General features: G+C 62.6%; 12 protein-coding genes. 5 read left to right on the top strand and 7 right to left on the bottom strand.

Features of this window, described 5'->3' with window-relative positions; all coding sequences use genetic code 11:
- Positions 1-146 precede the first annotated feature (146 nt).
- Complete coding sequence (locus tag EJV47_RS20225; protein WP_126695019.1) at positions 147-917, top strand: alpha/beta fold hydrolase; 771 nt, start codon at positions 147-149, stop codon at positions 915-917.
- 264 nt (positions 918-1,181) lie between these two features.
- Positions 1,182-1,850, top strand: coding sequence for an SOS response-associated peptidase (locus EJV47_RS20220; RefSeq protein ID WP_126695018.1), 669 nt, complete (start codon positions 1,182-1,184; stop codon positions 1,848-1,850).
- Here the strand turns inward: EJV47_RS20220 and EJV47_RS20215 are convergent.
- From EJV47_RS20215 to queA, 7 genes are all read right to left on the bottom strand, one after another.
- Entirely contained in the window at positions 1,847-2,053 is a 207-nt protein-coding gene (locus EJV47_RS20215; RefSeq protein ID WP_126695017.1) for a hypothetical protein, read from the bottom strand. The genes EJV47_RS20220 and EJV47_RS20215 overlap by 4 nt on opposite strands.
- 220 nt (positions 2,054-2,273) lie before the next feature.
- Positions 2,274-2,477: a hypothetical protein gene (locus EJV47_RS20210; protein WP_126695016.1), complete on the bottom strand. Its 204-nt coding sequence runs from the start codon at positions 2,475-2,477 to the stop codon at positions 2,274-2,276.
- A gap of 180 nt (positions 2,478-2,657) precedes the next feature.
- A complete protein-coding gene (locus EJV47_RS20205; protein ID WP_165903846.1) occupies positions 2,658-2,963 on the bottom strand; it encodes a hypothetical protein in 306 nt (101 codons plus the stop codon).
- A 162-nt stretch (positions 2,964-3,125) separates the two neighbouring features.
- The gene (locus tag EJV47_RS20200; protein WP_207895937.1) at positions 3,126-4,706 is read right to left on the bottom strand and encodes a DUF1501 domain-containing protein; all 1,581 of its coding nucleotides are present in this window, start codon (positions 4,704-4,706) and stop codon (positions 3,126-3,128) included.
- Positions 4,707-4,898: 192 nt separating this feature from the next.
- The gene (locus EJV47_RS20195; RefSeq protein ID WP_126695014.1) at positions 4,899-6,617 is read right to left on the bottom strand and encodes a DUF1800 domain-containing protein; all 1,719 of its coding nucleotides are present in this window, start codon (positions 6,615-6,617) and stop codon (positions 4,899-4,901) included.
- Between the two features lie 261 nt (positions 6,618-6,878).
- A complete protein-coding gene (locus EJV47_RS20190; protein ID WP_126695013.1) occupies positions 6,879-7,586 on the bottom strand; it encodes a 2-C-methyl-D-erythritol 4-phosphate cytidylyltransferase in 708 nt (235 codons plus the stop codon).
- Positions 7,587-7,752: 166 nt separating this feature from the next.
- Positions 7,753-8,805, bottom strand: coding sequence for a tRNA preQ1(34) S-adenosylmethionine ribosyltransferase-isomerase QueA (gene queA, locus EJV47_RS20185; protein ID WP_126695012.1), 1,053 nt, complete (start codon positions 8,803-8,805; stop codon positions 7,753-7,755).
- A gap of 192 nt (positions 8,806-8,997) precedes the next feature.
- Between queA and EJV47_RS20180 the strand changes: the two genes are divergently transcribed.
- From EJV47_RS20180 to EJV47_RS20170, 3 genes are all read left to right on the top strand, one after another.
- Entirely contained in the window at positions 8,998-10,260 is a 1,263-nt protein-coding gene (locus EJV47_RS20180; protein ID WP_126695011.1) for an ABC transporter permease, read from the top strand.
- 333 nt (positions 10,261-10,593) lie between these two features.
- On the top strand, positions 10,594-11,457 hold the full coding sequence (locus EJV47_RS20175) for an LOG family protein (RefSeq protein ID WP_126695010.1): 864 nt from the start codon (positions 10,594-10,596) through the stop codon (positions 11,455-11,457).
- 174 nt (positions 11,458-11,631) lie between these two features.
- Positions 11,632-12,270 (top strand): RBBP9/YdeN family alpha/beta hydrolase, encoded by a 639-nt coding sequence (locus EJV47_RS20170; RefSeq protein WP_126695009.1) that lies wholly within the window; start codon positions 11,632-11,634, stop codon positions 12,268-12,270.
- Positions 12,271-12,338: the final 68 nt, after the last annotated feature.

Raw genomic sequence — 12,338 nt, 5'->3', positions numbered from 1 at the left:
CGAAACTGGCCGGAAGCCGCACGAAAAGCAAGGCCGCCGGAGTCAATACCGGTGCCAGCGGGCCCCGGGGCAGAAAACGGCTAGCCGCCGCCTGTACCCGGCCGCCGGTTTCGCGTAAGTAATTCGGTGTCCGTTTTTCTTCGTTTATGCCCGCCGCCCCGCCTTTCTCCCTCGTTTTCCTGCACTACTGGGCCGGCTCCGGCCGCGAGTGGCACGGCGTAGCTGCCGACCTTGGCGTCGACTGCCACTGCCTCACGCCCGACCTCGGCGGCTTCGGCGACGCGGCGGCGCCCACGGGCGGCTATTCCGTAGAAGCCTACGCCAGCGAGGTAGAAGCGCTGATTGCGCAGCGGCAGCTGACGGAGTACGTGCTGGTCGGCCACAGCATGGGCGGCAAGATTGCCCTGGCCCTGGCCGCCCGGCAGCCCGCCGGCCTGCGCGGCCTGGCGCTGCTCAGCCCGTCGCCGCCCACGCCCGAGCCCATGACCGAAGAAGAGCGGCAGCAAAGCCTCGGCAGCCACGGCGACCCGGAAGCGGCTGAGGAAACGTTCAATAAAATCACCGCCCGGCCCTTAGCCGACGAGCTGCACCAGCAGGTAGTGGCCGACAACCTGCGCACCAGTCGCGCCGCTTGGGACGCCTGGCTGCTGCAGGGTAGCCGGGAAGACCTCTGCGCCCGCATGCCCCGGGTGCAGGTGCCCGTGTGCCTCATAGCGGGTACCGCCGATGCTGTGCTGCCCCCGCAGGTGCACCAACGGGAGCTGTTGCCGTGCCTGGCCGAAAAAACCACCTTTCACCTCATCGAGGGTGCCGGCCACCTGCTGCCGCTCGAAGCCCCCGGCGAAGTGGCCCAGCTGCTGCGGCAGTTCATGGCCGAGCTGGTGGCCGAGGACAAAGCCGTCAGTAAAGCATCCTGAGCTACCGGCATTGGCCGCAGTGGTCAGTGGCGGATGAGCTTTGCCGGACGCAAACCGGTTGGGTGGCTAGCGTTGCCAAGGGCCCGATGAGTCGCGGTACATCACCCACCGAGGAAAGAAAAATAACAGGCCTTTCGTTTGCAGCAAACGCCGAAAACGGCACTGATAAGCCAGTTTTGGGGTTATGTATTGACCGGTCACGCAATGGCCGGCCGCTGCGACGACTCGTAAACTCCTACCCTCACAACCTCATACCCTACTGCCATGTGCGGCCGTTACACCATCATCACCCCCGACTCCGGCCTGGCCAAGCGCTTTGATGCCCAGCCCGCCGCACCTACCGCGGCCAACTACAACGCGGCGCCCTCGCAGCGCATGCCCATCATCACCAACCTGGCCCCGCACGATATTCAGGCGGTGCAATGGGGGCTGATTCCGGCCTGGGTGAAAGACGTGAAGCAGGCGCCCAAGCCCATCAACGCCCGGGCCGAGACGCTGCCCGAGAAGCCCTCGTTTCGGCAGCTGCTGCAGCGCCGCCGCTGCCTGGTGCTGGCCGACAGCTTCTACGAGTGGCAGCAAACCGGCCGCGGCAAGATTCCGCACCGCATTCTGCGCCAGGACGAGGCCCCCTTCGCTTTTGCCGGCCTCTGGGACGAGTGGACCGACCGCGACACCGGCGAAGTGGTGCCCACTTTCACCATCGTCACCACCGAGCCCAACGAGCTGATGGCCCGGCTGCACAACCGCATGCCCGTCATCCTGCCCGACCGCGCCGCCGAGCTAGCCTGGCTCAGCAACGACGCCAAAGCCGCCGAGCACCAGGCGCTGCTGCGCCCGCTGCCCGACGGCTTGCTGAAGGAGTACGCCGTGACGACGCTGGTTAATTCGCCGGCCCACAACGATGCTTCGGTGCTGGAGCCGGCCGCGGCCTAGCGACCAAACAGACCGCGGCGCTTGCTGTGGCGCAGCGGGCCGCGGTTTTTCTTGCGCTTTTTTCGCTTGAACTTGTAGCCGCCCCCGAAGGTGTCGTGGTCGGCGGTGGTGAGCGTGGTAGCGGAAGCTGGGGCGGCAGTGGCGCCTTCGAAGGGGGCGCTGGCCAGCACGGCCAGCAGGAGGGAGAAGCAGAGGGTTTTCATAGCAGGCAGAGGGCGGGGAAGTGGAGAAATCCTAGAATCGTTTGACAATGCAATGTTACGGCGTGGGCGGCCCGGGGCACAAAAAAACGGCCTCACATGAAGATGTGAAGCCGTTTGAACTACCCTCGCGTTCCGTAAGGGCGGTATTAGCAGCAGAGAGTTAAGCGTTTGATTCGCTGATAAATGCCAGCCAGTAGGTCGACATCATCATGCGAAGGGCTTAGCGGCCGCGCCGGCTACCCATGCGGCGCTTTTTGCGCTTCTTTCGCTTTTTCAGCGTCTCGGCACGGTCGGCCGTAGTGGCGTGAACGGTGGGAACCGAAGCGGCTGGGGCCGGCAGCAGCGTTTCGGCTGCGGCGGTTTCGGGTACGGCTGTGCTGCCCAGAATTACAGCGGCCAGCGCATAGTAAAGCTGCTTACGCATGAGGTGTAAGGTTTTGGTAGTGGCAGGAAAAGCTGAACGAGGTGCTAGTATACGTGATAAGTTGTAATTGTGAAAATATTAATAATAAAAGTTATATAAAATGCATTGCTATTTCTGGATCGTAGCACAGCAAAACGCAGCCCGCCCGGTGAGGAGCAGGCTGCGTTGCTGGCTCTAAAGCTATTTAGCCGCCGGGGCGGGCTGCTTGTCGTCTTCGCCGTCGGTGAAGTCTTCGATGGCGTCCTGAATCTGGTCGGAATACTTAGCCAGTACAAACACGGCGCCGGCCGCCAGTACGGCAATGCCGAGCACCAGCTGGGTGGGCGTCAGGCGCTGGCTGGCCTTGCGCAGCAGGGCGCCACCGTGGCGCAGCAAGTCTTCGACGTGCTCATTGTCGCCCTTGATGACGTGGTAGGCGCTTTCGAAGGTGCGCGCAATGTCTTCCGGGAGAATGTCTTCCAGGTTTTTTTGGATCTGGTTGTCCATAATGGAGCAGATGAGGTAGTTAGGGGGTCGGAACAAACGCCCGCAGGCGGGGCCGGCGGGCGTGTTTGGGCATTACGCAAAACTCCCCGCCAGGGCTACAGCCGAGCGGGGAGTTTTTCGAGTTTTAATGGTAACCGACGAGGTTAGCCGCCGCGCGGGCGGCTATTCCACCACCACCAGCCGGGTGCTGATGCGCGGTCCTTCCTGCACGTGGCAGTAGTAGGTGCCCGCCGCCAGCCCCGCCGCATCGAGTGGCAGCCGCTGCGGCCCGCGGGGCAGCACCCGGTCGACCACCAGCTGCACTTCGCGGCCGGTGGCGTCGAACAGCCGGGCCTGCACGTGGGCGCCGCCGGCCTCGAAGGCCACGGTAGCCCGGCCGCGCACGGGGTTGGGGTACACGCTGAAGCCGGGCACGTTCACGTCCTCGGCCGCCACGGTGCCCGTCAGCACGCCGGGGCGCAGCACGGGCACGTAGGGGAAGGTGCGGCCGAACAAGGCCGTGAGCGTGGCCGTCGGCACCGCAAACCAGTCCTGCAGAATGGAGGCGTAGATGGAGCGGAAGTCGAACTGCATGGGCACGTTGTCGTTGACGCCCGCGTTGAGCGGCACCTGCACGTTCTGCCCGTGGATGCGCGGATTGACGCTGGTGCCGAACACGAACAGCGGGGCCGCCGCGCCGTGGTCGGTGCCCTTGCCGGAGTTGGCCTTGATGCGCCGCCCAAACTCCGAAAACGTCATGCCCACGACCCGGTCCTGCACCCCGAGGCGGCGCAAATCGTCCTGGAAGGCTTCGATGGCCTGCGAGACGCGGCCCAGCAGCGTGGCGTGGGTGCCGGTGGCAGTGCTGCCGGTGGCCGGCACCTGCAGGGCGTGCGTATCGAAGCCGCCCAGGCTCACGCAGTAGATGCGCGTCTGCAGCCCGCCGGCAATGAGCTGGGCCACGATTTTGAGCTGATCGGCGAGGCTGTTCTGCCCGGCGGTAGGCCAGAGCGGCGAGAGGTTGGTGGCCGCCCGGGCGGCCCGCTGCAGGGCCGCGGTGTACACCTGCGTCTGCTGCACCACCTGGCGGATAAACGTCAGCTCGTGGCCGGCGGGGGTATTCGGGGCAGTGTCGACGGTGCCGGTGAGCAACTGGTAAAACGAGCTGGTGCTGGCAATGGCCATGCCCATGTTTACCGTGGGGCCCTGCACGCAGTTGCTCACCACCGAGCCCACGGTAATGGCCAGCGGGTCGGGGTTCTGGGTGCTGGGGTAGCCGGTAGGGAAGCCCGGAAACTCGCCGTCGAGGTAGCGGCCGGCCCAGCCGGTGGTCCAGGTCACGTTGGAGTCGGAGGCCGAGGTCCAGATGTCGGTGGCGCGGAAGTGCGAGAAGTTGGGGTTAGGATAGCCCACGCTCTGCACCACGCCCACGCTGCCGTTGTCGTAGAGGCTCTTGAGGCCCGTCATGGCCGGGTGCAGGCCGGTAAGCTGGGTCATGGGCAGCACCTGGGCCTGCGGAATGGCAATGTCGGGCCGGGCCGTCATCAGTCCGCTGTACTGGTCGAGCGGAATGACCATGTTCAGCCCGTCGTTGCCGCCGTTGAGCTGCACCAGCACCAGCACGCGGTCGGTCTGGGTGGTGGCGTTGACCAGCGCGGCCAGCACGGCGTTGTCCTGCCCGTAGGCGGCCACCGGGAAGCCGTTCATCAGCACCGGCAGCACCGCCCCGGCCGCCGCCGTCTGGATAAATTCTCTGCGTTTCATGGGAAGTAATGGTTAAATGGCTGAATTGTTAAATGGTTGATTGGTGGGGTGTTAAATGGGCAAGCTGCTAAATGGTCAAATTGCTGAATGGCTAGCTGCTTAACGTCAGAACGACCAGCCATTTAGCCATCGAACCATTTAATCATTCATAATCCAGCCATTTAACAATTTAGCCATCAAGCCATTTAGCCATTAAGACAACTGAAACTCCGCCTGGCTGAGCATGACGCGCAGCAGGGCGCGGAGCTTGGTGGCCACGGCGTTTTTCTTGGCGGTGTTGGTGGGCGCGGCCAGGTACTGGGTCCACTCGTCGGTCCACTCGAAGTCGGGCAGGCCGGGCAGCAGCGCGTCGTTGAGGAAGGCCAGCTGGTTCGTGGTCAGCGGGAAGGGCATGAGCACGTCCACGAAGGCCCGGATGAGCAGGTTCGGGTCCTGCGAGGTTTGCACGGGTAGGCTCTGGGCCCAGGCCACCGGGTCGATGATGAGCTGGAAGCCCGAGCGGGTAACGCCGGTAGTCGTAAGCAGCGCATCGGATACCTGGTTGCGGCGCGGCAAGGTCACGGCGTTGATCCACAGCTCGTTGAATTGCGGCGTCTGCCAGTAGGCGGGCCAGCCGGCCACGTTGGGCGGGTCGCCCAGGTACTGCTGCTGCAGGTTGGTGAGGCCGTTGTAGTAGTCCCACACCGCGTACTGCTGCGCCACGTTGCTGCTGGTGGGCTGGGCTACCTCCATTTGCCGCAGCAGGCCCAGCGAGAATTCCAGCGGGCTTTTGATGTAGCAGCCCACGTTCACCGCGTCGAAGAAGTGCTCCGACGCCAGCAAGGTCCGCAGCACCGGCGCGAGGTTATAGCCGTTTTGTTGCAGCTGGGCGGCCAGGGGCTGAATCACCTGCTGCTCGGTGGTGGCGTCGATGACGTAGTACACAAACCAGCGGTAGAGCTTGCGCACCAGGTAGCGCGCCGTTTCGGCCTGCCCGAAAATCATGTCCACCAGCGTCTGGTACTCGGTGGCGCCGCCGTTCGGAATGCTCTGGTTCTGGAAGGCGCCGCTGAACTGCTTGGTCGTGGTGTCGTGGCGCGAGGCGGTGTAGTAGCCCTGGATGGTGGTGGAGTTGTCGCGCCAGCCGGTCAGCACCCGGGCGGCGGCCTGCACGTCGGCCTCGGTGTAAGTGGTGTAGTTGCCGGGGCCGATGATGGGGCCTTTGCCGACGGTAAACAGCTCCAGCAGCTCCCGGCCGTAGTTTTCGTTGGGCGCGGTGGCGGTGCTCTGGTTGCCGTTGAGGTAGCGCAGCATGGCCGGGGCTACGGTCACGTCCTTGCACAGCTGCTTCACGTTGCCCAGGGCTTGGCTGCGCAGCAATTCGGCGTACTGGTAGCCGTAGCGCGCGTCGCCCACGTCGGCCAGCTCGATGACGAAGTGGTTGTGCCAGAACAGCCACATCTTCGCCTGCAGGGTGGAGTCACTGAGCAATTGCCCCAGCCACCAGGCCCGCAGGGAGGAGCGCCGCACGCCCTCGAAGTTCTGGTCGAAAGCCTGCGCGGTCCAGGTCTGCCCGATGGCCACGCTGGTATCGGTAGCCGACACGTTGACGGGCGGGGCCGGGGCGGCCGGGGCCGTCAACAGCCCGTTCAGCACCTGCGTGAGCGAGGAGCCGGCCGCGGCCGCCAGCTGCGCCCGCGTCGGGCCGAACACGCAGCGGCGCAGCAGGTGAGCCGCCTGCACCGGGCCCCAGGTGCCGGCGTAGGGCGCCAGACTGGCGTTGGTGCGCGGCACGTCGGGCAGGGTCTGGTTGGCAAAGCGGCTGACCGTTTCCTGACCGGGCGGGTCGGTGTATGCCGCGGTGTCCGTCAGCGCAGCTGCCGGGGCCGTGAGTACTGAAGCCGGTTTGCGGAGGAAAGCTCTACGGTCCATAGGCAAGAGGTAAAAAAAGACGGGCGCGCGACAAGCAGGCAACTATGCGGCCGGCATTGTAACCTCTAAGATGAATAGAAATAGTGAAAGTTTAATGATGATTAAACTGCAATTTTAATTTTTATTTAATTCGGCTTGTAAAGGCGTAATTAGATAGCCAGACGCACAAAGCGGCCGGCCCCCTGCAACGGGAGCCGGCCGCTTTGTGCGTCTGGCAGCTTACCAAGAAAGCTGGAGTTAAGTCTTTTACAGAGTAGGTATTTAGCCCAGCAGCGCCTCGGCCAGCAGCAAATCCTCGGGCGTGGTAATTTTCAGATTGCGGTAGTCGCCCGGCACCAGGTGGATGGGGTGCTGCAAGTCCTCCACCACGCTGGCGTCGTCGGTGAAGGTGGGCAGCTCGGGCAATTGGTAGGCGCGGCGCAGCAGCTCCAGCTCGAAGCATTGGGGCGTTTGCACCAGGCGCAGGCGGGAGCGGTCCAGGGCGTAGGAGCCGGTGGCCGAGAGGCCGCGCACCGAGTCTTTGGGTGCCACCGCCGCCACGGCCGCGCCGTGCTGCCGGGCCGCGGCGTAGGTGCTTTCAATAACCGACAAGGGCGTGAGGGGCCGCACGCCGTCGTGCACGGCCACCACGCCGGCGCTGTATTCCTTTAGCCGGGCCAGGCCCTGCCGCACCGAGGCCCAGCGCGTAGCCCCACCGCTTACTACCTCGTGCGCCAGCTCGGGGGCGTAGCGCTGGTGCAGCTCCTGCCACACCGCCAGCTGGTCGGCGGGCAGCACCAGCACGAGGCGCTGCACGTGCAGCTCCGGGGCGGCAAAGCGGCGCAGCGTGTGCACCAGCACCGGCTCCCCGCGTAGCTTCAGAAACTGCTTGGGCCGGTCGGCGCCCATGCGCGTGCCGCTGCCGCCGGCGACGATGATGGCGAATCTGGGGTCTTGGGGGCTTGGGGTCTTGGGGGCTTGGGAAGACATGCAGAAGAGGCAGGCTAGAAATCGGCGTGATGACGGGCAACAAAAAACGCCGGATAGCAGCAAAAGCTGGTATCCGGCGCAACATAAGCAGGGCAAAGCAACTACCCCTAAGACCCTAAGACCCTAAGACCCTAAGACCCTAAGATCCTAAGACCCTAAGACCCCATTAAAGAATCAGCATGGCGTCGCCGTAGCTGAAAAACTTGTACTTCTCCTTGATGGCCGTCTGGTAGGCCTCGATGAGCAGGTCGTAGCCCGAGAAGGCCGAGGCCATCATCATCAGCGTGCTTTCCGGCAGGTGGAAGTTGGTCAGCAGGGCGTTGGCAATTTTGAAGTCGTAGGGCGGGAAGATAAACCGGTCGGTCCAGCCTTCCGTGGGCTTCAGGCGGGCGTTGGCCGATACCGACGACTCCATGGCGCGCATGGTAGTAGTGCCCACTGCGCACACGCGCTTCTTCTGGTCCAGCGCCTTATTCACCACCACCGCCGAATCGGCCGGCACGATGAAGTTCTCGGAGTCCATCTTGTGCTTGGTCAAATCCTCCACGTCGACGGGGCGGAAGGTGCCCAGGCCCACGTGCAGCGTTACCGGTACCATGTCCACGCCTTTGATTTCCAGGCGCTTGATAACCTCGCGGGTGAAGTGCAGCCCGGCCGACGGCGCGGCCACGGCGCCCGTGTGCTTGGCAAAAATCGTCTGGTAACGCTCTTTGTCGGCCGCTTCCGGGTCGCGGGTGATGACCTCTTTGGGCAGCGGCGTCTCGCCCAGGTCGTGCAGGGCTTTGTAGAAGTCCTCCTCGGGGCCGTCGAACAAAAACTTGATGGTGCGGCCGCGCGAGGTGGTGTTGTCGATGACCTCGGCCACCATGATGCTGTCGTCGTCGAAGTACAGCTTGTTGCCCACGCGGATTTTGCGGGCGGGGTCCACCAGCACGTCCCACAGGTGCAGCTCCTTGTTCAGCTCGCGCAGCAGGAACACTTCAATCTTGGCGCCCGTCTTTTCTTTGTTGCCGTAGAGGCGGGCAGGAAATACCTTCGTGTCATTTACCACGAAAACGTCGCCGTCGTCGAAGTATTCAATGATATCTTTGAAGGAGCGGTGCTCGATGCGGCCGCTGTCGCGGTGCACCACCATCAGCCGCGACTCGTCGCGGTTCTTGGCGGGGTGCTGAGCGACCAGGGATTCGGGCAAATCAAACTTAAACTCGGAGAGCTTCATGGCCGGCGTTTAGTACAGGCAAGATTGCGGGGAGATTACGCAATTTTTTCGAGTTGCAAAAGTACGGAACCCGCCCGGATATATCGTTACCTTCCCGCCAGAAAAACTGTTAAATGGCCGAATGGCTAAATGGCTGGCCGTTCCGGAACGAATAACCATTTAACAGTTCAGCCATTTAGCCATCCAGCAGCTATGAAAACCCTCCGCCTGACGTTTGAAAGTTTCCGCTTTGCCTGGCAGGCGCTGCAGTCCAATCTGTTGCGCACCATTTTGTCCTTGCTGGGCGTCACGGTGGGCATCTTTGCCATCATTGCCGTGTTCACGGTGGTCGATTCGTTGGAAGCCAGCGTGCGGCAGAGCATGAACTTCGTGGGCGACAAGGTCATCTACGTGGCCAAGTGGCCCTGGGCCTTCGGCGGCGACTATCCTTGGTGGAAGTATTTCAACCGGCCCAGCCCCACGTTGCGCGAGTTTCAGCAGCTCCAGCGCCTGCTCACGCCCGAGAATAACCGCGGCGTAGCCCTGTTCGCGGCCCGGGGCGGCAATACGCTCAAGGCCGGCTCCAACAGCCTGGAAGACATTGCCCTGCAGGGCGTCACCTACGAGTTCCGGCAGGTATCCGACGTGCCAGTGCAGGAGGGGCGCTATTTCACCCCGCAGGAAATCGACGCGGCCCGCAACGTGGCGGTGGTTGGCTACGACATTGCCCACAACCTGTTCCCCAACGGCTCGGCCGTGGGCAAGGAGTTTCGTACCCACGGGCTGAAATACACCATCATCGGGGTGATGGAGAAGGAGGGCAAAAAGATGCTCGACACGCCCAGCAACGACACCAACTGCCTGGTGCCGCTGGGCTCCTTCACCAAAATCTACGCCCTGAGCAACGGCGGCATGGGCGGCGCCCAGGGCACCATCGGCATCAAGGGCACCGACGCAGACCCGGGCCTGCTCAACCTGGAATCGGAAGTGCAGGGCGCCATGCGCAACATCCGCGGGCTCAAGCCCCGGGAGGAGGACGACTTCGCCCTGAACCGCCCCGAAATGCTGGCCGACGCCATTTCCAGCCTGTTTAGCGTAATTGGGGTAGCGGGGGCCGTTATCGGTTCGTTTGCCATCCTGGTGGGCGGCTTCGGCATTGCCAACATCATGTTCGTGTCGGTGACGGAGCGCACCAACATCATCGGCATTCAGAAGTCACTGGGGGCCAAGAACTACTTCATCCTGGCCCAGTTCCTGTTCGAAGCTATTTTCCTCTGCCTCATCGGCGGGGCCGCCGGGTTGTTCCTGGTCTGGCTGATAACCCTGGTGCCGCAGGACGCCATGAAGATTACCATGTCCATGTACCGCATCGTGCTGGGTCTGGGCTTGTCGGTGCTCATCGGCGTCATTGCGGGCATTATTCCGTCGGTGAAAGCGGCCATGATGAACCCGGTGGAAGCCATTCGGTCGAAGTAAATGGTTAAATGGTCAAATGGCTGGATGGTTAAATGGTTGGTTGTTCAACGAAGCGCCTGAACGACCAGCCATTTAACCATCCAGCCATTTAGTCATTTGACCCTTTAGCCATCCACCCAGAGTAACAATTTCGTCATAGCCTATGGCGGAATGTTAACGAATTGTTAACTTGGCCGCCCATACTTTTGGTCGTTCCGCCTTCCGGGCGCGAACGGCCTTTCTTTTGCTCCCCAATTCATTCCCATTTTTCCACTTCCCGGTTCGCCGCGCCCTGAACCCGTGCGGTTGCATCAGCCCGAAAAAGGCGAATCGGCTCATTACCTCAGCGTGGCCATGACCAAACTGAAAAAAACCAGCAAAACCAAGCTTCAGGAAGAAGCCCACAACGTCGGCAGCGGCCAGACCATCGTGCAGCCCGACGTGAACGATAACAAGGCCACCACCATCAGCGACATTCGCGAGCAAACCCACGGCGAGCGGACCACCCAGCTGGAGGACGAGCACCGCATCCGCAAGGCGTTTGTCGATAAGGACTGGAACGAGATTAAGATTGCCGACTCCTGGCAGATCTTCAAGGTGATGGCCGAGTTCGTGGAGGGCTTCGAGAAGCTGTCCAAAATCGGCCCCTGCGTGTCCATTTTCGGCTCGGCCCGCACCAAGCCCGAGAATCCGTACTACCAGCAGGCCGAGGAAATTGCCGCCAAGCTGGTGCGCCACGGCTACGGCGTCATCACCGGCGGCGGCCCCGGCATCATGGAGGCCGGCAACAAGGGCGCCCGCGCCGAGGGTGGTAAGTCGGTGGGCCTCAATATCGAGCTGCCCTTCGAGCAGACCCACAACATCTACATCGACCCGGACAAGGTTATCAACTTCGACTACTTCTTCGTCCGCAAGGTGATGTTCGTGAAGTACGCCCAGGCTTTCGTGGGCATGCCCGGCGGCTTCGGCACCCTCGACGAGCTGTTCGAAGCCATTACCCTGATTCAGACCCGCAAAATCGGCCGCTTCCCCATCGTGCTGGTGGGCTCGGCCTACTGGAACGGCCTGTTCAAGTGGATTGAGGACGTGATGCTGCACGAGGAGCACAACATCTCGCCCGAAGACATGGCGCTGGTGCAAATCGTGGACGACGCGGCCGAAGCCGTGAAAATCATCGACGACTTCTACCACAAGTACTCCCTGTCGCCGAACTTCTAAGCCGCTTGTTACCCTGGCAGCGAAGCCTCCGGAGTTGTCCGGAGGCTTTTTTGTTTTTCAATGGTTGAGTATTGATTTGTTTATGTGCCATTCTTTTGGTTATATGAACTTAGGTAACTGTCGTGCTTCCCGCGTGGCATTACGACCCGCTTACTACCACCATCCTTCCCCTCTATGACCCCCACCAAACACGTGTACGTGGTGCCCCGCTGGGGCGGCAACGGCACCAGCGACTGGTACCCCTGGCTGAAGCAGCAGCTGGAGCAAACGGCCCCGGAAGACGGCTTCCGCTACGAAGTGCACCCGCTCGACATGCCCTCCTGGGAAGTACCCGTTATCAGCCAGGCCGTGGCGCACCTGCGCCAGGTGCTACCCCCCGAACGCCTGCAAAACCAGGAAGTCTACCTTGTGGGTCACAGCGTGGGCTGCCTGGCCATTCTGCACTACCTGGCCGAAATCAACCGGGAGCAGGCCGTGGCCCAGGTGCGCGGGGTGCTGTGCGTAGCTGGCTGGTTTATGGTCGACAGCCCCTGGCAGGACATCCTGCACTGGATGAACGCGCCCATCGACTACGAGCGGGCCCGCCACGCCATTCCCGAAAACAAGCTCATGGTGCTGCTCTCCGACGACGACCCCTACACCTCGGCCTACCAGCAAAACGAAAAGCTGTGGCTGGAGCGCCTGCACGCCCGCGTGAGCATTGTGCACGGCCGCCAGCACTTCAGCGCCGAGCTGGACCTGGACGTGCGCGACGCCGTGCGCGACCTGGCCGGCGCCTTCGACCACGCCCCCAGCAACCTGGCGCACCAATAGCCACCTACCCTTTTTCTACCACCGTTGCGCTCCGGCCGCCCGAACCTATTCGGGCGGCCGGCGTTCTT

Source organism: Hymenobacter gummosus (genome assembly GCF_003970915.1).
GTDB classification, from domain to species: Bacteria; Bacteroidota; Bacteroidia; order Cytophagales; family Hymenobacteraceae; genus Solirubrum; species Solirubrum gummosum.
Note: the sequence above shows the minus strand (reverse complement) of the source record. Positions and strands in the feature narration are given on the sequence as shown.

Coding starts and splice junctions, on each gene's coding strand:
- EJV47_RS20225 (WP_126695019.1), top strand. CDS start 147: ATGCCCGCCGCCCCGCCTTTCTCCCTCGTTTTCCTGCACTACTGGGCC.
- EJV47_RS20220 (WP_126695018.1), top strand. CDS start 1,182: ATGTGCGGCCGTTACACCATCATCACCCCCGACTCCGGCCTGGCCAAG.
- EJV47_RS20215 (WP_126695017.1), bottom strand. CDS start 2,053: ATGAAAACCCTCTGCTTCTCCCTCCTGCTGGCCGTGCTGGCCAGCGCC.
- EJV47_RS20210 (WP_126695016.1), bottom strand. CDS start 2,477: ATGCGTAAGCAGCTTTACTATGCGCTGGCCGCTGTAATTCTGGGCAGC.
- EJV47_RS20205 (WP_165903846.1), bottom strand. CDS start 2,963: ATGGACAACCAGATCCAAAAAAACCTGGAAGACATTCTCCCGGAAGAC.
- EJV47_RS20200 (WP_207895937.1), bottom strand. CDS start 4,706: ATGAAACGCAGAGAATTTATCCAGACGGCGGCGGCCGGGGCGGTGCTG.
- EJV47_RS20195 (WP_126695014.1), bottom strand. CDS start 6,617: ATGGACCGTAGAGCTTTCCTCCGCAAACCGGCTTCAGTACTCACGGCC.
- EJV47_RS20190 (WP_126695013.1), bottom strand. CDS start 7,586: ATGTCTTCCCAAGCCCCCAAGACCCCAAGCCCCCAAGACCCCAGATTC.
- queA (WP_126695012.1), bottom strand. CDS start 8,805: ATGAAGCTCTCCGAGTTTAAGTTTGATTTGCCCGAATCCCTGGTCGCT.
- EJV47_RS20180 (WP_126695011.1), top strand. CDS start 8,998: ATGAAAACCCTCCGCCTGACGTTTGAAAGTTTCCGCTTTGCCTGGCAG.
- EJV47_RS20175 (WP_126695010.1), top strand. CDS start 10,594: ATGACCAAACTGAAAAAAACCAGCAAAACCAAGCTTCAGGAAGAAGCC.
- EJV47_RS20170 (WP_126695009.1), top strand. CDS start 11,632: ATGACCCCCACCAAACACGTGTACGTGGTGCCCCGCTGGGGCGGCAAC.